Origin of the sequence: Enterobacter sp. HG048 (genome assembly GCF_024702055.1) — a bacterium.
Taxonomy (GTDB): domain Bacteria; phylum Pseudomonadota; class Gammaproteobacteria; order Enterobacterales; family Enterobacteriaceae; genus Enterobacter; species Enterobacter dykesii.
This window is the reverse complement of record NZ_JANLIZ010000001.1, coordinates 21,590-39,545: the sequence shown is the minus strand read 5'-3', so window position 1 is coordinate 39,545 and position 17,956 is coordinate 21,590. Positions and strand designations below refer to the sequence as shown.

Below are 17,956 nucleotides of genomic sequence, written 5' to 3'. Positions count from 1 at the left end.
GACCAGGGTAGATTAAGCAGCGGATGAAACTACAGAATTCTTTTCGCGACTATACGGCTGAGTCCGCGCTGTTTGTGCGCCGGGCGCTGGTCGCCTTTACCGGGATTTTGCTGCTTACCGGCGTGCTGATCGCCAACCTCTATAATCTGCAAATTGTCCGCTTTACCGACTACCAGACGCGTTCAAACGAAAACCGCATTAAGCTGGTGCCTATCGCACCCAGCCGCGGCATTATTTACGATCGTAACGGCACACCGCTGGCGTTGAACCGAACCATCTATCAAATCGAGATGATGCCGGAAAAAGTCGACAATGTTCAGGATACGCTGGAAGCGCTGAAAAGCGTTGTCGACCTTAACGATGACGATATCGCGGCCTTCAAAAAAGAGCGTGCCCGCTCTCACCGCTTCACATCTATTCCGGTTAAAACCAATCTGACGGAAGTCCAGGTGGCCCGCTTTGCGGTGAATCAGTACCGTTTCCCCGGCGTGGAAGTGAAGGGATATAAGCGTCGCTACTATCCCTACGGCTCCGCGCTGACGCATGTGATTGGCTACGTTTCCAAGATTAACGACAAAGACGTCGACCGCCTTGATAAAGACGGCAAGCTGGCCAACTACGCTGCTACGCACGATATCGGTAAGCTGGGGATCGAACGTTACTACGAAGACGTTCTGCACGGGCAAACCGGCTATGAAGAGGTTGAAGTTAACAACCGCGGCCGCGTGATCCGCCAGCTGAAAGAAGTGCCGCCTCAGGCGGGGCATGACGTCTACCTGACGCTCGATCTTAAACTTCAGCAGTACATCGAAACCCTGCTGGCGGGCAGCCGTGCAGCCGTTGTGGTCACCGATCCTCGTACCGGCGGCATCCTGGCGATGGTCTCCATGCCTAGCTATGACCCGAACCTCTTCGTGGACGGTATTTCCAGTAAAGACTATTCCGGTCTGCTGAATGACCCGAACACGCCGCTGGTGAACCGCGCGACGCAAGGGGTTTACCCGCCAGCATCAACGGTTAAACCGTACGTGGCGGTCTCTGCGCTAAGTGCCGGCGTCATCAACCGTAATACCAGCCTGTTTGACCCGGGCTGGTGGCAGCTGCCGGGTTCAGATAAGCGCTATCGTGACTGGAAAAAATGGGGCCACGGTCATCTGAACGTCACCAAATCGCTGGAGGAATCCGCGGATACCTTCTTCTATCAGGTGGCGTATGACATGGGTATCGACCGCCTGTCTGAGTGGATGAGCAAATTCGGCTACGGGCATTACACCGGCGTTGACCTTTCAGAAGAACGTTCTGGCAACATGCCAACGCGTGAATGGAAGCTGAAGCGCTTTAAAAAACCGTGGTATCAGGGTGACACCATTCCGGTGGGTATCGGCCAGGGTTACTGGACAGCGACGCCGATTCAGATGAACAAAGCCATGATGATCCTCATCAATGACGGCGTGGTAAAAGTGCCTCATCTGCTGCAGAGCACGGTTGAAGACGGCAAAAAAGTGCCGTGGAATCAGCCGCACGAGGCCCCGGTGGGAGACATTCATTCCGGCTTCTGGGAAATTGCGAAAGACGGTATGTACGGCGTGGCAAATCGCCCGAACGGTACCGCGCATAAGTACTTTGCCGGTACGCCGTATAAAGTAGCCGCAAAATCGGGTACTGCGCAGGTGTTTGGTCTGAAAGCCAACGAAACCTATAACGCGCACCGCATTGCTGAACGTCTGCGTGACCATAAGCTGATGACGGCGTTTGCCCCTTATGATAACCCGCAGGTCGCGGTAGCGATGATTCTGGAGAACGGCGGTGCCGGACCAGCAGTAGGGACCATCATGCGCCAGATCCTTGACCACATTATGCTGGGTGATAACAACACCGAACTGCCGGCTGAAAACCCGGCCGCCGCTGCGGCGGAGGACCAATAATCATGACGGATAATCCAAATAAAAAATCGCTGTGGGACAAAATCCACATCGACCCAGCCATGCTGCTGATCCTGCTGGCTCTGCTGGTTTACAGCGCCCTGGTTATCTGGAGCGCCAGCGGCCAGGACATCGGCATGATGGAGCGCAAAATCGGCCAGATCGCCATGGGCCTGATCATTATGGTAGTGATGGCGCAAATCCCGCCGCGCGTATACGAAGGCTGGGCCCCCTATCTCTACATCTTCTGTATTATTTTGCTGGTTGCGGTAGATGCGTTTGGCGCCATTTCAAAAGGCGCGCAGCGCTGGCTGGATCTGGGCGTTGTCCGCTTCCAGCCCTCGGAAATTGCCAAAATCGCCGTTCCGTTGATGGTGGCACGCTTTATCAACCGCGACGTCTGTCCACCGTCTCTGAAAAATACCGCCATCGCGCTGGTGCTTATTTTCCTGCCGACGCTGCTGGTTGCGGCGCAGCCTGACCTTGGCACCTCAATTCTTATCGCCCTTTCCGGCCTGTTTGTCCTTTTCCTGTCGGGACTGAGCTGGCGCCTGATTGGTATCGCGGTGGTGCTGGTTGCGGCGTTCATTCCTATCCTCTGGTTCTTCCTGATGCATGATTACCAGCGCCAGCGCGTCATGATGCTGCTCGATCCGGAAACCGATCCGCTGGGCGCGGGCTATCATATTATTCAGTCCAAGATTGCAATTGGCTCCGGCGGCCTGCGCGGTAAAGGCTGGCTGCACGGCACGCAGTCGCAGCTGGAGTTTTTACCTGAACGTCACACCGACTTTATCTTTGCGGTACTGGCGGAAGAGCTGGGGCTGGTTGGCATCTTAATATTGCTGGCGCTGTACGTCCTGCTGATCATGCGGGGATTGTGGATTGCAGCACGCGCGCAAACCACCTTTGGTCGCGTCATGGCCGGCGGGTTGATGCTGATTTTATTCGTTTATGTCTTCGTAAATATTGGTATGGTGAGTGGTATTCTGCCGGTGGTAGGCGTACCGCTGCCGCTGGTGAGTTACGGAGGCTCGGCACTGATCGTGTTGATGGCCGGGTTTGGTATCGTGATGTCGATCCATACCCACAGAAAAATGTTGTCAAAAAGCGTATAAAAATAAGGGGATCGGAATGCGTAAGCAGTGGCTGGGGATCTGCATCGCGGCAAGTTTACTTGCGGCCTGCACAAGTGATGATGGTCAGCAACAGGCAACCGTCGCGCCGCCGCAGCCTGCGGTGTGTAATGGCCCGATCGTTGAAATCAGCGGTGCCGATCCCGTTTATGAACCGCTGAATGCCAGTGCCAATCAGGATTACGAGCGCGACGGCAAAAGCTATAAAATTGTTCAGGATCCTTCCCGTTTCAGTCAGGCGGGCTTTGCCGCCATTTATGATGCCGAGCCAGGCAGTAACCTGACGGCTTCCGGGGAAGCGTTCGACCCAATGCAGCTGACGGCAGCACATCCGACGCTGCCGATCCCGAGCTACGCCCGTATCACCAACCTGGCGAATGGCCGCATGATCGTCGTGCGTATCAACGACCGCGGCCCGTACGGGAATGACCGTGTGATTTCCCTGTCGCGCGCGTCTGCCGATCGCCTGAACACCTCAAACAACACCAAGGTCCGTATTGATCCGATTATCGTCGCGCAGGATGGTTCGCTCTCCGGGCCGGGAACCGCGTGTACGACGGTGGCAAAACAGACCTATGCCCTTCCTGACCGCCCAAATCTTGACGGCGGGATGGGAAGCGTCTCGTCTCCGGCAGAGCCTGCTCAGCCGGGGGGAGAAATACGTCCGATCAGCAATGACACGCTGCAAAGCGAGGATTCTACCGGCGCGCCGGTAAAGAGTAGCGGTTTTCTTGGCGCACCGACGACCTTAGCCTCAGGCGTGCTGGAAGGCAGTGAGCCGACTCCAGCCCCTGCTCCCGTTGCGGCACCAGCAACTCAGCCGGCTCCCGTAACGGCGCCAGCGGCCACGCAAAGTGCGGCGGTGGCGGCTCCAACAGCGGCCAGCGGCAGCTATATGGTTCAGGTAGGCGCAGTGAGCGATCAGGCCCGGGCCAAACAGTATCAACAGCGTCTGAGCCAGCAGTTTGGCGTACCGGGACGCGTTGAACAGAACGGCGCGGTCTGGCGCATTCAGATGGGACCGTTTGCCAGCAAATCGCAGGCCGCGTCCCTGCAGCAGCGTCTGCAGAATGAAGCTCAACTTCAGTCATTTATCGCTGTTGCGAAATAATTAACCGGCGGTATCCGAATTGTCAGTTTGTGTAAAACACATTCACAAACTCATGCTTAAAGTCGGATGCCTGCCTGAATAGCATTTGCTATAGTAAGGCACTTTTTTTAATTCCATCACGGATGTCGTAGTTCTGACCATGAAGACCACTTTTTCTGCTCGTTTTGTGCAGCGCATGGCGCTGACCACGGCCCTTTGCGCGGCTGCGCTCTCTGCAGCTCACGCCGATGACCTGAATATCAAGACCATGATCCCTGGCGTTCCGCAAATCGACGCGGAATCCTACATCCTGATCGATTACAACTCTGGCAAAGTGCTGGCAGAACAGAATGCCGATGCCCGCCGTGACCCGGCCAGCCTGACCAAAATGATGACCAGCTATGTTATCGGCCAGGCGATGAAGGCTGGTAAATTCAAAGAATCGGATCTGGTCACCATCGGTAACGATGCGTGGGCAACCGGAAACCCTGTATTCAAAGGTTCCTCTCTGATGTTCCTGAAGCCGGGTATGCAGGTTCCTGTTTCCCAGCTGATTCGCGGTATCAACCTGCAGTCGGGTAACGATGCCTGCGTGGCAATGGCCGATTTCGCCGCCGGTAGCCAGGACGCATTCGTGGGCCTGATGAACAGCTACGTTAATGCGCTGGGTCTGAAAAACAGCCATTTCCAGACCGTACACGGCCTGGACGCAGACGGTCAGTACAGCTCCGCACGTGATATGGCCCTGATTGGTCAGGCGCTGATCCGCGATGTCCCTAATGAATACTCTATTTATAAAGAGAAAGAGTTCACCTTCAACGGTATTCGTCAGACCAACCGTAACGGCCTGCTGTGGGATAACAGCCTGAACGTTGACGGCATCAAAACTGGCCACACCGACAAAGCGGGCTACAACCTGGTGGCTTCTGCCACTGAAGGTCAGATGCGTCTGATCTCTGCCGTGATGGGCGGCCGTACCTTTAAAGGTCGTGAAACCGAAAGCAAAAAACTGCTGACCTGGGGCTTCCGCTTCTTCGAAACCGTGAACCCACTGAAAGCAGGCAAAGAGTTTGCGTCTGAACCCGTCTGGTTCGGCGACAACGACCGTGCTTCACTCGGCGTTGATAAAGACCTCTACCTGACCATTCCACGCGGTCGTATGAAGGATCTGAAAGCCAGCTACGTTCTGAACAGCACCGAACTGCACGCCCCGCTGCAGAAAAACCAGGTTGTGGGCACGATTAACTTCCAGCTGGATGGAAAAACGATCGATCAGCGTCCGCTGGTTGTCCTGCAGGAAATTCCTGAAGGCAATTTCTTCGGCAAAATCATTGATTACATTAAATTGATGTTCCATCACTGGTTTGGTTAAAAATTGAACACTTGAAAGTGTGATTTTGATCCCCATATACTAAGTATCCTGATAACTCCCACCTGACGTGGGAGTTATTATTTTTTGACGTTACGCCGGAGCTGACATGAAAACCAAACTTAACGAACTGCTTGAATTCCCTACCTCATTTACCTACAAAGTAATGGGTCTGGCGAAACCTGAGCTGGTTGATCAGGTGGTTGAAGTGGTACAGCGCCATGCGCCGGGTGACTACTCTCCGTCAGTAAAACCAAGCAGCAAGGGCAACTACCACTCGGTTTCTATTACCATCACTGCGACACACATTGAGCAGGTGGAAACGCTGTACGAAGAGCTCGGCAATATCGAAATTGTTCGTATGGTGCTGTAGTCCCTTTGCGGTTACCCGGTTTGCCGGGTAACCCCTCTCCCCCGCTGTGATATACTCCCCCACACCTTTTGTCCCTCGTCTTCGGAGACGCAGTTTTGTATCAGGATAAAATTCTGGTCCGTCACCTCGGGCTGCAACCTTATGAGCCTGTCTCCCAGGCCATGCATGACTTCACCGATTCACGCGATGACAGCACCCCAGATGAAATCTGGCTGGTCGAACACCTGCCGGTATTTACGCAGGGCCAGGCGGGTAAAGCAGAGCATTTGCTAATGACGGGAGATATCCCGGTTATTCAGAGCGATCGCGGCGGTCAGGTCACGTATCATGGGCCCGGGCAGCAGGTGATGTACGTCCTGCTCAATCTGAAGCGTAGAAAGCTGGGCGTGCGTGAACTGGTGACCTTACTTGAAAACACTGTCGTCAACACCCTGGCAGAATATGGTATTGACGCGCATCCGCGCGCCGATGCGCCGGGCGTCTACGTTGGGGAAATGAAGATTTGTTCTCTGGGGCTGCGTATTCGTAAAGGCTGCTCATTCCATGGCCTGGCCTTGAATATTAATATGGATCTCGCGCCTTTCCAGCGCATAAACCCCTGCGGCTACGCCGGCATGGAAATGACGCAAATGTGTCAGTGGGTTGAAACCGCTACGCCAGAACATATTCGTCCCGTGCTTTTAAAGCATATGTTAGCACTACTTAACAATCCCCCGCACGAATATATCCCTGCTTAATATATCATACTACAGGGCTCGCTAATTTGACGGGCCGCTGTTTATTTACCGCTTTTGCGCTTTACAATAATCCGCGGATTCTATATTTTCGAAGCGCCCGAATATTATCGCTACATATTATTTAGCCTCCAGCAAGCATGGCAAACACGGCATAAGTAATGTGAGCAATTATCACACAACTGTTTGTTTTTGATAAACAAGTGAAACAAAACCAACACTTTACGAATCTCTACAAGCATAATAAATAAATTCAACTATCATTCATATTGTGAATGTATACGGAGTGAAAGCGTGGAGTATAATAATTTACCGGCCAAACGACTGAATGAACCCGGTGGCGAAGACAAGCCGCAAATTTTTCGGACTTTACGTAATATTGATCTCAATTTACTGACTATTTTTGAGGCAGTATATGTCCATAAGGGTATCGTTAACGCTGCGAAAATTCTTAATCTCACGCCATCAGCAATAAGTCAGTCAATCCAAAAGCTTCGCGCTATATTTCCTGATCCGTTATTTATCCGTAAGGGCCAGGGGGTAACGCCGACGGCTTACGCTACCCATCTTCATGAGTACATCAGCCAGGGGCTTGAGTCGATTCTGGGCGCACTTGATTTAACCGGAAGCTATGATAAGCAGCGAACCATCACCATCGGCTGTTCCCCTTCTGTAGGGGTGCTGGTCATGCCTGCGATCTTTAAGGCCGTTAAAGAGCATGCGCCGCAGCTTCTGCTACGCAATGTGCCTCTCAATGAACCTGACATTCAGCTTGCCCAGTTCCAGACGGACCTGATTATTGAAAGCGGCAGCTTCAGTGCCAGAGCTCTGGGGCAAAATGTGCTTTATGCGGATAACCTGGTACTGGTTTGCCGCCAGCAGCATCCTGCTCTTAGCGAGCCGTTAACCATCGAAAACCTGCGCAACTACGACCACTCATCTTTCATGACCGAAGGACAATCTAATCATGCACTTCGTCAGCGTATTGATGAAATTTTCCCGGAACGTCAGATCAGCTTCAGCAGTTACAATATGTTTACCACCGCATCCCTGATCGGCAGCAGCGACATGCTGTGCGTTATGCCATCACGCCTGTACAGCCTGCTACAAAAATGCTGGCCGCTGGAAAGCATCCCGCTCAGTCAGCTTAATGCGGAATCCATCGAGATTTCACTGCATTACAACAAGCTGAGTTTGCGCGATCCGGTCCTGGAAAACGTCATCCGCATTATCCGTCAGGCCTTCTGACAGGTTTAGCCAGCACAAGTCCCTGCAACCCGCAGGGCAAAAGGCACAAAACAACAACTATTTTACAAATTGGCGATCTGGCAGGCTGCTTTAACGACCGTTTCAATGATATACTGCCTGTCGTTCGTTCAAAAATAGTTGATAAATACAACATTCCCTTGAATTGAAACGCTTTCCTTCGATATTCGCAACTGGAACACGCACGCTATGAGTAAACCCATTGTGATGGAACGCGGTGTTAAATACCGCGATGCCGATAAAATGGCCCTTATCCCGGTTAAAAACGTGGCTACAGAGCGCGAGGCGCTGTTAAGAAAACCGGAATGGATGAAAATCAAACTTCCGGCCGACTCTTCGCGTATCCAGGGGATCAAAGCGGCGATGCGCAAGAATGGCCTTCACTCCGTCTGTGAAGAAGCCTCTTGCCCGAACCTTGCTGAATGTTTCAATCACGGTACCGCGACGTTTATGATTCTGGGTGCTATCTGTACCCGCCGCTGCCCGTTCTGCGATGTTGCTCATGGCCGTCCAGTCGCTCCTGATGCTAACGAACCCCAAAAACTGGCGCAGACCATCGCCGACATGGCGCTGCGTTATGTGGTTATCACGTCAGTTGACCGTGACGACCTGCGTGATGGTGGTGCTCAGCACTTCGCCGACTGTATTACGGCCATTCGCGAGAAAAGCCCTAACATCAAAATCGAGACGCTGGTGCCTGATTTCCGCGGCCGTATGGACCGCGCGCTGGATATCCTCACCGCAACGCCGCCAGATGTGTTTAACCACAACCTGGAGAACGTGCCGCGTATCTACCGTCAGGTGCGTCCGGGCGCTGACTATAACTGGTCCCTGAAGCTGCTGGAGCGTTTCAAAGAAGCGCATCCGCATATTCCGACCAAGTCTGGTCTGATGGTGGGTCTGGGTGAAACCAATGATGAAATCATCGAGGTGATGCGCGATCTTCGCCGCCACGGTGTGACCATGTTGACCCTGGGCCAGTATCTGCAGCCAAGCCGTCACCACCTGCCGGTACAGCGCTACGTGAGCCCTGACGAATTCGATGAAATGAAAGCCGAAGCGATGGCGATGGGCTTCACCCACGCTGCCTGCGGCCCATTCGTTCGCTCCTCATACCATGCCGATATGCAGGCTAAAGGCGAAGAAGTTAAATAATGCTGTAATATTCATTTACAGTAATACAAAAAAACCGGCCTCATGAGCCGGTTTTTTTTCGCAAGCCCTCAGGCGTTGCCGTCACTCTTTGTGAGAAAGCTTGTCTGCCGGGACGTCATCCTCGGCGCTTTTCTTCGCTGCTGCATCATCATCGTTCATCGCTTTCTTAAAGCCTTTGATGGCAGCCCCCAGGTCACCGCCCAGCGTGCGTAACTTCTTGGTACCAAACAGCAGGACGACCAGTGCGGCAACCACCAGCAGTTTGGTAATACTAATCTCACCCATAGATACCTTCTTTACTTAAAACAGGCTGCATTCAGCGCCAAAACCTGACTGTATTAACGGTCATTTAGCGCGTGCACACAATAGCAATCTGTAACAAGGTGAATCAAGCATTGTTGAAAAAAACATCACAATAATTGCGGTGGCGCAAACCGACGATTGCGAAGAACGGGTAATTGCTGACGCGCAAGCGCAATTCTCTCTAAGTTTATCTCCGCCACCAGCAAATCCGGGGCTTCAGCGGCAGCGGCGATCGTCACCCCCAGCGGATCAACTACCCTGCTTTGCCCAATGTTTTTCGTGCCACATTCTCCTGCGGCAACGACATAACAGGTGGTATCCAGCGCGCGCGCCGCAAGCAGCGTTGCCCAGTGGTGCTCTTTTAACGGCCCTCTGACCCACGCGGCAGGCAGCACCAGTACGTCCGCCCCCTGCAGCGCCAGATGCAGCGCCAGCTCGGGAAAACGCAGGTCATAGCAGGTCATCAGCCCGATCCTGAATCCGTCAATCTCCAGCAGCGGTGGGATATTGTCTCCGGGGTCAACGCGTCGCGACTCCTGGATGCTGAACGCATCATAGAGGTGAAGCTTGGCGTAGCGTGCGACGATGGTCCCGTCACGAATCGCCACCAGCGTATTCACCGCGCGACCCGGCGTGGAGGGAACATGGATCGTTAAGATCGTCGTCATCGTATTGCCTGCGCTTTGGCCGAGCAATTGCTGTAAGAATTCGCCATCCAGCGGCTGCGCGGACTTCACGGACAAATCCGGGTCGTTATCAGCTCTGGCCAGCAGCGCCTCGGGGAGAACCAACAACGACGCGCCTTTCTGTCGGGCCTGCATCATCAGGTTGACGCATGTTTTCGCATTCACATGCCAGTCAGGCGTGACGGCAAACTGCCCTACCGCTACATACATATTTGTCCCCTCATCATAAACGGCGTTAAACTCGCTACTCTTACACATCAAATAGCAGGTATTAAGCGTGTTACAACTACTTTTAGCCGTTTTTATTGGTGGGGGAACGGGTAGCGTTGCGCGATGGTTTTTGAGTATGCGGTTTAATCCCCTGCATCAGGCGATTCCCATGGGGACGCTTGCCGCAAACCTGATTGGTGCTTTCATCATTGGTATGGGGCTGGCCTGGTTTAATCGAATGACGCACATCGACCCAATATGGAAGGTATTGATTACCACCGGATTCTGCGGCGGTTTGACCACCTTCTCAACCTTTTCTGCGGAAACGGTTTTTCTGTTTCAGGAAGGCCGTATCGGGTGGGCGCTGATGAATATCGCGATTAACATGCTCGGATCCTTTGCAATGACGGGGATCGCATTTTGGCTCTTTTCTTCCGCAAGCGCGCATTAACAGCCGAACCGTTAATGTTGGCTTAATTTTTCTCTGTCACTCTGAATGCAATACTCAACGAGGGTGACAGAATGAAACAGAGTCTGATGAGCGCAGGAATGGTGTTGTTGAGCGTGCTGATCGTTGCAAGCTTCCTGAAAATGTATCTGCTAGGCTGATTCAAAACGAAAAAAACCCGCTCAGTGAGCGGGTTTTGAAATTCTTGCTGACGCGTCTGAATTACAGAGCGATTACGTTAGCAGCAGAAGGGCCTTTGGCACCGTTAGTGATTTCGAACTCTACACGCTGACCTTCAGCCAGAGTTTTGAAACCATTAGACTGGATTGCAGAGAAGTGTACGAACACGTCTTTGCTGCCATCTTCAGGAGTAATGAAACCGAATCCTTTGGACTCATTAAACCACTTAACGTTACCTTTAATCTTAGACATCAAAATTACCTTTACATTAAAAAACGACACAAATGCTGTGTCGGTTATCAGTACATCAATTGTGGGACCTTTTGTCCAGCGGATCTTTGATAAAAAGTGACTAAAGTCGCGTTAATTTTCACTGACAGATTTTTATCGCTTATGAATCAGCGCCTGCGCGTTTTTTCACCAGTATGTAACGTTTTGTCAGTTAAAACTGAAAACGCATCCAGGCGAAGTAAACGTTACCGTTGTTATACGTACCCGGAATGTAGGTCATCTGGAACGTTGCGGGACCATAGCCAATAGAGGCCAAAGGCAGCAGCACCGGGATTGGAATGTATTTCCAGTTGTCACGTGCAGTGACCCCGGCGGTATAGCCCAAACCGACATGGAAGTTCTCGTCCGCTAGCGGGCGCCAGGTTTTTTCCCAACCATATCCCCCAATCGGCTCCCATTTATTAAACGAGTCTTTGAAGGCCATCAGATAGATACCATGCCAGTTTCCCTTTTCATCCCAGCGGGACTGGCCAAAACCCGCGCCCCACGGACGCTCGTTGTATTTATCGGTTTTCTCTTTGTCATAAGCAAAACGCGCATGCCACGTTATTGCCGGGACATAGAGATCATAATGTTCAGGTGCCGTCCAGGTCTGGGAAACATTATCCGTAAAGGTTGAAAACCAGCCTTTATCCGTCGCGGTTTCTTCTGCCTGTGCAACAGAAGAAAACGTTAACTGCCCAAAAATAAACAACAAAATAGAGAAAAATGTATTACGTACAATCACAATGCAATTACCATTCTTAGTATTCGAGGCAAAGTTTACCACAACATAGTTGAATAAAGGCTTAACGGCATCGGCGTTATTCCTAATTATTCGGCCACTTCCCGGGAATATTCTTAAAGAAAGCCGACGATACGTTCAAATAAGCCCACAAGATGTGTGACTTTTACCATTTGGCATTGTTAATCAGTAACTTGTAAAACCACACAAAGCATTAACAATTTGTTATCATTATTAATGACATGTTGCGCAGTTTCTGAGGGTCAAGGACCTCATGACATAAATGTATGGACCATGGCAAAAACACGGTTGTTCTGTTCTTTAGTCGTCAGTTTATTGATTTTAATCAGCAAGAACAGAACATTTATTCGGCACATTTTCATCCTTCTTTTTTTATTGATTTTTGTGCTCCATTGCAGCAGAGATACAGGGGAAATCATGCTTACGTTATTCGAACTCCTTATTGGAGTCGTCGTCATTGTCGGCGTCGCACGCTACATCATTAAAGGCTACTCGGCCACGGGCGTATTATTTGTCGGCGGTTTAACGCTGCTGATTATCAGCGCAATAATGGGGCACCAGGTGTTACCTGCCAGCGCGACCAGTACCGGTTACACTGCTACAGATATTGTTGAATACATTAAAATATTGCTCATGAGCCGCGGCGGTGACCTGGGTATGATGATCATGATGCTGTGCGGTTTTGCAGCCTACATGACCCACATCGGCGCCAACGACATGGTCGTTAAGCTTGCCTCCAAGCCCCTGCAATACATCAACTCGCCGTATCTGCTGATGGTCGCCGCCTATTTCCTCGCCTGCCTCATGTCGCTGGCCGTTTCGTCAGCTACCGGACTTGGCGTACTGCTCATGGCGACGCTGTTCCCGGTTATGGTGAACGTCGGTATCAGCCGTGGCGCGGCCGCGGCAATTTGCGCGTCTCCGGCAGCGATTATTCTCTCCCCGACCTCCGGCGACGTCGTGCTGGCGGCAAAGGCGGCGGAGATGTCACTCATCGACTTCGCCTTTAAAACCACGTTACCAATCTCGATTGTTGCCATCGTGGGCATGGGGATCGCGCATTTCTTCTGGCAGCGCTATCTCGATAAGAAAGAAAACATCAGCCATGAAATGATGGACGTGAGTGAGATCACCACGACGGCTCCCGCGTTCTATGCCATTCTGCCGTTCACCCCGATCGTCGGAGTGCTGATTTTTGACGGCAAATGGGGTCCACAGCTGCACATCATCACCATTCTGGTCATCTGTATGCTGCTGGCCGCCGTGCTGGAGTTTGTACGCGGTTTTAACACGCAAAAAGTCTTCTCGGGTCTGGAAGTTGCGTATCGCGGTATGGCGGATGCCTTCGCTGGCGTGGTGATCCTGCTGGTTGCAGCGGGCGTTTTTGCCCAGGGTCTGAGCACGATCGGCTTTATCCAGAGCCTGATTTCTATCGCCACCTCGTTCGGCTCGGCCAGTATTATCCTGATGCTGGTTCTGGTGGTGCTCACCATGCTGGCAGCCATGACCACCGGTTCCGGTAATGCGCCTTTCTACGCTTTCGTTGAGATGATCCCGAAACTGGCTCACTCCTCAGGTATTAACCCGGCCTACCTCTCCATTCCCATGCTGCAGGCGTCAAACCTGGGTCGTACCATTTCGCCTGTGTCGGGCGTGGTCGTCGCCGTTGCCGGGATGGCGAAAATCTCGCCATTCGAAGTGGTAAAACGCACCTCAGTGCCCGTTATAGTTGGTCTGATTATCGTGATTATCGCCACCGAAGTGCTGGTTCCCGGCGCGGCCTAAGCTAAATTATGGATATCCAAAAAGCGCCTGCAGGCGCTTTTTGTGCTTTAATAACTTCCAGAAATAAATCGTGCTCATTCGATCAGGAAATCATATGTTCAGGAAGGATATCGTCATCCCGTCTGGCGCAATGGCGCTTGCTCTCTGTATCTTCTCCGCTCAGGCGGAACCGCTGAAGGCAACACAGTATGGCGATTTCGATCGTTATGTGCTGGCCCTGTCCTGGCAAACCGGGTTTTGCCAGAGCATGGTCGAGCGCAACCGCAATGAACCTGACGAATGTCGCCTGCAAAAAGAGCGCGATAATAAAGCCGATTTTCTGACCGTTCACGGTCTATGGCCTGGCCTGCCGAAATCTATTGCCGCACGCGGCGTGGATGAGCGTCGATGGATGCGTTTTGGCTGCGCCACGCGCCCTATCCCGAACATGCCGGAAGTGAAGGCCAGCCGCAAATGCAATGCAGCCGAAACCGGACTGTCGCTTTCCGCGGCCGCAAAGCTCAACGACGTGATGCCGGGCGCGGGCGGTAATTCCTGCCTGGAACGTTATGAATATGCCAAACATGGCGTCTGCTTTGGTTTCGATCCGGATGCCTATTTCGGCACGATGGTGCGGATGAATCAGGAAGTTAAAAACAGCGCGGTTGGTAAATTCCTCGCCGATAATTACGGGAAAACCGTCAATCGCAGCGACTTTGACATTGCCGTTGCCAAAAGCTGGGGCAAAGAAAACATCAAAGCGATCAAGCTGACCTGCAACGGCAATCCGGCGTATCTGACCGAGATGCAGGTTTCGCTTAAGGCGGACACCATTAACAACCCGCTTTCTGCGGCGTCATTTGCCCCGCAGCCACATCCAGGTAACTGCGGAAAACAGTTTGTGATTGATAAAGCCGGCTACTGAGCCGCACCCGGGCGCACCATATCAAACCGGTTTTCATCGCTGATGCCATAATACGCCGTCGGCCCACCCGCACGCAGGATGGGCTGCGCTTTCGCCGTCTGGTAAATCCCCTCTTCCAGCAGCGTTTCGGCGATATGGATACCGACCACCTCCCCCAGCACCAGCCAGGTATCAACCGGTGTGCCGTCGGCACCGGTCAGTTGAATGCACTGCGACAGGCGGCACTCAAAGTTTACCGGGCTTTCCGCGACGCGCGGCGCGTTAACCAGCTGGCTCGCCGCCGGCGTGAGTCCGGCAAAGCTAAATTCATCCCGATCGTGAGGAAGCATGGCAGAGGTTTGGTTCATGGCTTCGGCAAGATCGCGGGTTGCGAGGTTCCAGACAAACTCTTTTGTTTCGTTAATATTACGCACGCTGTCCTTCCAGCCGTTGCTGGAAAAACCGATGATCGGCGGGCGATAGTTAAAGCAGTTAAAGAAGCTGTACGGTGCGAGATTCAGCTGACCGGCCTTATCGCATGAGGAGATCCAGCCGATCGGACGCGGTCCAATAATGGCGTTCAGCGGATCGTGCGGCAGGCCGTGACCCTGAGACGGTTGGTAGAAGTACATAATTCTCTCTCGTTGGTGGGCAACGCCCGGGTTCAGGACACTCAGCGTAACGTATTCCGCCCGGAATGAAGACTGAATAAATTTCAGCGAAAATTCATATGGACCATGAATGTGACCTTCATCACTTCAAACTTGCGTGCTCAGCCAGTATCATCGGGAGAGTTAAACCCTCGCTGCCAGACGGCGAGGGTTTTCTTTTGGATTGGTTTCTGCGTTACACGCAGCATTAACGACATGGAGTAAAAATGTCCAGACCTACAATTATCATCAATGAGCTCGACGCAGAACGTATCGACAGGCTGCTGGAAAAAGCAGAGTTTGCCTCACTTCCCGTGGCCGACGCCCTGAATGAGGAGCTCGACCGGGCACAGATGTGCACGCCTGAGACGATGCCGCATGACGTGGTCACCATGAACAGCCAGGTAAAATTCCGCAACCTTACCACCGGTGAAGAGCTGACCCGAACGCTGGTTTACCCGGCTCAGATGACCGACAGCAGCGCACAGCTTTCTGTTCTTGCGCCTGTGGGTGCCGCACTGCTGGGCCTGCGCACGGGCGATACCATCCACTGGGAATTGCCGGGCGGCGCCTCTGCTCATCTTGAAGTGCTGGCGTTGCTCTACCAGCCAGAAGCCGCGGGCGATTACCTGCGTTAACCACTTCTGAACAAGCGCCCCCGCTTTGCACAGAGGATGCAGCCGCATCCTCTTTCCGTAAATTCACCCCATTTTCTTATATCGCGCAAAAAGCCCTTAATCCACGCTTAATCTGTTTTGGTGCCGTGGGGACGGTCATGAGTGAGATACTGGCTATCACACTTATTTTTCTGATTATTGCGGCGATTATCGTCATGGCCGTGCTTTATCTTGAACGCCACAGCTAGGCGAGTATTCATGCAACCCCACCGGGGAAAGCATTTACCAGGCCCTTAACTTTCTGCTCTGCGGCCTCGGGTGTTTCTGCACCAGGGACCAGAATCACCTTCCGGCACTCCTCCTCCCGTTTTTCGAATACCTTATAGGCGCGTTCCGCATCAGCCAGGGGGAGATAATGGGTCACGATCTCTTCCGGGGTAAGCAGCCCTTTTTCGATCAGCGGCAGCAGTTCACCCAGCCAGGCATGGACGTGCGTCTGGCCCATTTTGAACGTCAGCCCCTTATCAAAGGCATCGCCAAACAGGAAGCCATGAATAAACCCGGCGTACACGCCGGGTACGCTAACTACGCCACCGCGTCGAACGGCAGCAATGCACTGCCGCAACGCTTTGCCGCTACTGCCTTCAATTTTAAGATTGCTGAGGATCGTTTCGGTGGTGCTACCTTTCGCTTCGAACCCTACCGCATCAATCACGGCGTCAACGCCGCGCTGGCCAGCGGTCTGTTCGATGACTTTTTCCGCCGCGTCGTTATCAGCATCAAAGTTGATGGGAATTGCGCCGTAACGCGCCTCGGCAAATCGCAAACGGTACGGGTGGTGATCGATAACAAAAATCTGCTCAGCCCCTAACAGCCGCGCGCAGGCAATGGTCAGTAGCCCCACCGGCCCGGCGCCGAAAACCGCAACGCTTGAGCCTTTTTCAATCTGCGCATTTTTTACCGCCTGCCAGGCCGTGGGCAAAATATCGGACAGGAACAGCGCCTTATCATCGGAAAGAAGCTGCGGGACCTTAAACGGTCCGACGTTCCCCTTCGGCACGCGGACATATTCCGCCTGTCCCCCCGGCACGCCGCCGTAGAGATGGCTGTAGCCAAACAGCGCGGCCGGTGCGGGAATTTGCTTTTTGTTAAGCGCGGCGCCCTGCCCGGCATTGGTATTCTCACAGGCTGCGTATTGCTGCAGACGACAGAAGAAACAGTCTCCGCAGGCGATGACAAAGGGGATCACCACGCGATCGCCTTTTTGCAAATTCTTCACCTCTGCGCCGCACTCGACGATTTCCCCCATAAACTCATGGCCAAAAATGTCGCCGTGCTGCACCTTCGGGATCTTTCCGCGATAGAGATGCAAATCGGAGCCGCAGATAGCCGTGGCCGTGACGCGCAGAATGATATCGTCGGGCTGTTCGATAATGGGATCGGGTACATTCTCGACGCGAACATGGTGCGGACCGTGATACGTAAGTGCTTTCATGCGACCTCCGAAAGGTTCCAGGTAAGTGTATAAGGGTAGCTATCCCTGAAGGTCTGCCCCGGAATACGGGGCTTTTGAGATTTATCCTGGTGAGATAAGAAAACTGACGGAGCGCTTACAGAAACCATTTATTTTTTATGGTTGAATGAGTACAGCGTTTATAAACAAGGAGAAACGGGTATGTATCAGAGAATCATTATGCCGGTTGATGTTTTTGAGATGGAGCTGAGCGACAAGGCCGTTCGCCATGCGGAGTTCCTGGCGCAGCAGGACGGTGTTATCCATCTTTTGCACGTACTGCCGGGCTCAGCCAGCCTGAGCCTGCACCGCTTTGCCGCCGATGTACGCCGCTTCGAGGAGCATTTGCAGCATGAAGCGGAAACTCGCCTGCAAACCATGGTCAGCCACTTCAGCATCGACCCTTCTCGCATCAAAACGCACGTCAGATTCGGCAGCGTACGCGATGCGGTAAACGAACTGGCGAACGAGCTGAAAGCAGACGTGGTGGTCATCGGTTCGCGCAACCCTTCCATTACCACGCATCTGCTGGGCTCTAACGCCTCCAGCGTGATCCGCCACACTCACATACCGGTGATGGTCGTAAGATAAAAAAAGAGG

Annotated in this window: 20 protein-coding genes; 14 read left to right on the top strand and 6 right to left on the bottom strand. The window is 52.8% G+C overall.

Features of this window, described 5'->3' with window-relative positions; all coding sequences use genetic code 11:
• Positions 1-23: 23 nt before the first annotated feature.
• From mrdA to lipA, 8 genes are all read left to right on the top strand, one after another.
• Positions 24-1,925 (top strand): peptidoglycan DD-transpeptidase MrdA, encoded by a 1,902-nt coding sequence (gene mrdA / locus NUX24_RS00205; RefSeq protein ID WP_023310747.1) that lies wholly within the window; start codon positions 24-26, stop codon positions 1,923-1,925.
• A gap of 2 nt (positions 1,926-1,927) precedes the next feature.
• Positions 1,928-3,040, top strand: coding sequence for a peptidoglycan glycosyltransferase MrdB (mrdB, locus tag NUX24_RS00200; RefSeq protein ID WP_047650574.1), 1,113 nt, complete (start codon positions 1,928-1,930; stop codon positions 3,038-3,040).
• Between the two features lie 16 nt (positions 3,041-3,056).
• Positions 3,057-4,169 (top strand): endolytic peptidoglycan transglycosylase RlpA, encoded by a 1,113-nt coding sequence (gene rlpA, locus NUX24_RS00195; protein WP_047650573.1) that lies wholly within the window; start codon positions 3,057-3,059, stop codon positions 4,167-4,169.
• 139 nt (positions 4,170-4,308) lie between these two features.
• Entirely contained in the window at positions 4,309-5,520 is a 1,212-nt protein-coding gene (gene dacA / locus NUX24_RS00190; protein ID WP_032638844.1) for a D-alanyl-D-alanine carboxypeptidase DacA, read from the top strand.
• Between the two features lie 106 nt (positions 5,521-5,626).
• On the top strand, positions 5,627-5,890 hold the full coding sequence (gene ybeD, locus NUX24_RS00185; protein WP_006177135.1) for a DUF493 family protein YbeD: 264 nt from the start codon (positions 5,627-5,629) through the stop codon (positions 5,888-5,890).
• A gap of 95 nt (positions 5,891-5,985) precedes the next feature.
• Positions 5,986-6,627 (top strand): lipoyl(octanoyl) transferase LipB, encoded by a 642-nt coding sequence (gene lipB / locus NUX24_RS00180; RefSeq protein ID WP_126329007.1) that lies wholly within the window; start codon positions 5,986-5,988, stop codon positions 6,625-6,627.
• A 291-nt stretch (positions 6,628-6,918) separates the two neighbouring features.
• Entirely contained in the window at positions 6,919-7,872 is a 954-nt protein-coding gene (locus NUX24_RS00175; RefSeq protein WP_257829132.1) for a YbeF family transcriptional regulator, read from the top strand.
• A gap of 207 nt (positions 7,873-8,079) precedes the next feature.
• Positions 8,080-9,045: a lipoyl synthase gene (lipA, locus tag NUX24_RS00170; RefSeq protein ID WP_028019480.1), complete on the top strand. Its 966-nt coding sequence runs from the start codon at positions 8,080-8,082 to the stop codon at positions 9,043-9,045.
• Between the two features lie 81 nt (positions 9,046-9,126).
• Here the strand turns inward: lipA and tatE are convergent, their stop codons facing one another.
• Together tatE and NUX24_RS00160 are read right to left on the bottom strand one after the other, a co-directional pair.
• On the bottom strand, positions 9,127-9,330 hold the full coding sequence (gene tatE, locus NUX24_RS00165; RefSeq protein WP_023310742.1) for a twin-arginine translocase subunit TatE: 204 nt from the start codon (positions 9,328-9,330) through the stop codon (positions 9,127-9,129).
• Between the two features lie 125 nt (positions 9,331-9,455).
• Entirely contained in the window at positions 9,456-10,244 is a 789-nt protein-coding gene (locus tag NUX24_RS00160) for a deaminated glutathione amidase (protein ID WP_257829127.1), read from the bottom strand.
• A gap of 67 nt (positions 10,245-10,311) precedes the next feature.
• On the opposite strand from NUX24_RS00160, the gene crcB reads away from it, so the two are divergent.
• Entirely contained in the window at positions 10,312-10,695 is a 384-nt protein-coding gene (gene crcB, locus NUX24_RS00155) for a fluoride efflux transporter CrcB (RefSeq protein ID WP_257829125.1), read from the top strand.
• 219 nt (positions 10,696-10,914) lie between these two features.
• Here crcB and cspE read toward each other — a convergent pair whose 3' ends face one another.
• Together cspE and pagP are read right to left on the bottom strand one after the other, a co-directional pair.
• Entirely contained in the window at positions 10,915-11,124 is a 210-nt protein-coding gene (cspE, locus tag NUX24_RS00150) for a transcription antiterminator/RNA stability regulator CspE (RefSeq protein WP_002439184.1), read from the bottom strand.
• A gap of 190 nt (positions 11,125-11,314) precedes the next feature.
• Positions 11,315-11,890 carry a lipid IV(A) palmitoyltransferase PagP gene (gene pagP / locus NUX24_RS00145; protein ID WP_126329010.1) on the bottom strand — a complete coding sequence of 192 codons (576 nt, stop codon included), beginning with the start codon at positions 11,888-11,890 and terminating at the stop codon, positions 11,315-11,317.
• 435 nt (positions 11,891-12,325) lie between these two features.
• On the opposite strand from pagP, the gene dcuC reads away from it, so the two are divergent.
• Positions 12,326-13,693: an anaerobic C4-dicarboxylate transporter DcuC gene (dcuC, locus tag NUX24_RS00140; RefSeq protein WP_023310737.1), complete on the top strand. Its 1,368-nt coding sequence runs from the start codon at positions 12,326-12,328 to the stop codon at positions 13,691-13,693.
• A gap of 130 nt (positions 13,694-13,823) precedes the next feature.
• Positions 13,824-14,597 (top strand): ribonuclease I, encoded by a 774-nt coding sequence (gene rna / locus NUX24_RS00135; protein WP_374693099.1) that lies wholly within the window; start codon positions 13,824-13,826, stop codon positions 14,595-14,597.
• Here rna and NUX24_RS00130 read toward each other — a convergent pair.
• Complete coding sequence (locus tag NUX24_RS00130; RefSeq protein WP_257829121.1) at positions 14,591-15,208, bottom strand: flavin reductase family protein; 618 nt, start codon at positions 15,206-15,208, stop codon at positions 14,591-14,593. The two genes, rna and NUX24_RS00130, sit on opposite strands and share 7 nt — an antisense overlap.
• Positions 15,209-15,453: 245 nt before the next feature.
• On the opposite strand from NUX24_RS00130, the gene rnk reads away from it, so the two are divergent.
• Positions 15,454-15,864 carry a nucleoside diphosphate kinase regulator gene (gene rnk / locus NUX24_RS00125; protein ID WP_023310734.1) on the top strand — a complete coding sequence of 137 codons (411 nt, stop codon included), beginning with the start codon at positions 15,454-15,456 and terminating at the stop codon, positions 15,862-15,864.
• A 137-nt stretch (positions 15,865-16,001) separates the two neighbouring features.
• Complete coding sequence (yldA, locus tag NUX24_RS21815) at positions 16,002-16,091, top strand: small membrane protein YldA (RefSeq protein ID WP_274518173.1); 90 nt, start codon at positions 16,002-16,004, stop codon at positions 16,089-16,091.
• Positions 16,092-16,099: 8 nt separating this feature from the next.
• On the opposite strand, the gene NUX24_RS00120 is transcribed toward yldA, so the two are convergent.
• Complete coding sequence (locus tag NUX24_RS00120; protein ID WP_257829118.1) at positions 16,100-17,338, bottom strand: zinc-dependent alcohol dehydrogenase; 1,239 nt, start codon at positions 17,336-17,338, stop codon at positions 16,100-16,102.
• 180 nt (positions 17,339-17,518) lie between these two features.
• On the opposite strand from NUX24_RS00120, the gene uspG reads away from it, so the two are divergent.
• Positions 17,519-17,947 (top strand): universal stress protein UspG, encoded by a 429-nt coding sequence (uspG, locus tag NUX24_RS00115; protein ID WP_023310731.1) that lies wholly within the window; start codon positions 17,519-17,521, stop codon positions 17,945-17,947.
• Positions 17,948-17,956: the final 9 nt, after the last annotated feature.

What these genes read in the sequence shown, in the direction of transcription:
- rlpA (WP_047650573.1), top strand. Translation starts at nt 3,057, where the DNA reads ATGCGTAAGCAGTGGCTGGGGATCTGCATCGCGGCAAGTTTACTTGCG.
- ybeD (WP_006177135.1), top strand. Translation starts at nt 5,627, where the DNA reads ATGAAAACCAAACTTAACGAACTGCTTGAATTCCCTACCTCATTTACC.
- NUX24_RS00120 (WP_257829118.1), bottom strand. Translation starts at nt 17,338, where the DNA reads ATGAAAGCACTTACGTATCACGGTCCGCACCATGTTCGCGTCGAGAAT.
- dacA (WP_032638844.1), top strand. Translation starts at nt 4,309, where the DNA reads ATGAAGACCACTTTTTCTGCTCGTTTTGTGCAGCGCATGGCGCTGACC.
- NUX24_RS00130 (WP_257829121.1), bottom strand. Translation starts at nt 15,208, where the DNA reads ATGTACTTCTACCAACCGTCTCAGGGTCACGGCCTGCCGCACGATCCG.
- dcuC (WP_023310737.1), top strand. Translation starts at nt 12,326, where the DNA reads ATGCTTACGTTATTCGAACTCCTTATTGGAGTCGTCGTCATTGTCGGC.
- yldA (WP_274518173.1), top strand. Translation starts at nt 16,002, where the DNA reads ATGAGTGAGATACTGGCTATCACACTTATTTTTCTGATTATTGCGGCG.
- mrdB (WP_047650574.1), top strand. Translation starts at nt 1,928, where the DNA reads ATGACGGATAATCCAAATAAAAAATCGCTGTGGGACAAAATCCACATC.
- uspG (WP_023310731.1), top strand. Translation starts at nt 17,519, where the DNA reads ATGTATCAGAGAATCATTATGCCGGTTGATGTTTTTGAGATGGAGCTG.
- lipA (WP_028019480.1), top strand. Translation starts at nt 8,080, where the DNA reads ATGAGTAAACCCATTGTGATGGAACGCGGTGTTAAATACCGCGATGCC.
- rnk (WP_023310734.1), top strand. Translation starts at nt 15,454, where the DNA reads ATGTCCAGACCTACAATTATCATCAATGAGCTCGACGCAGAACGTATC.
- rna (WP_374693099.1), top strand. Translation starts at nt 13,824, where the DNA reads ATGGCGCTTGCTCTCTGTATCTTCTCCGCTCAGGCGGAACCGCTGAAG.
- mrdA (WP_023310747.1), top strand. Translation starts at nt 24, where the DNA reads ATGAAACTACAGAATTCTTTTCGCGACTATACGGCTGAGTCCGCGCTG.
- tatE (WP_023310742.1), bottom strand. Translation starts at nt 9,330, where the DNA reads ATGGGTGAGATTAGTATTACCAAACTGCTGGTGGTTGCCGCACTGGTC.
- NUX24_RS00160 (WP_257829127.1), bottom strand. Translation starts at nt 10,244, where the DNA reads ATGTATGTAGCGGTAGGGCAGTTTGCCGTCACGCCTGACTGGCATGTG.
- cspE (WP_002439184.1), bottom strand. Translation starts at nt 11,124, where the DNA reads ATGTCTAAGATTAAAGGTAACGTTAAGTGGTTTAATGAGTCCAAAGGA.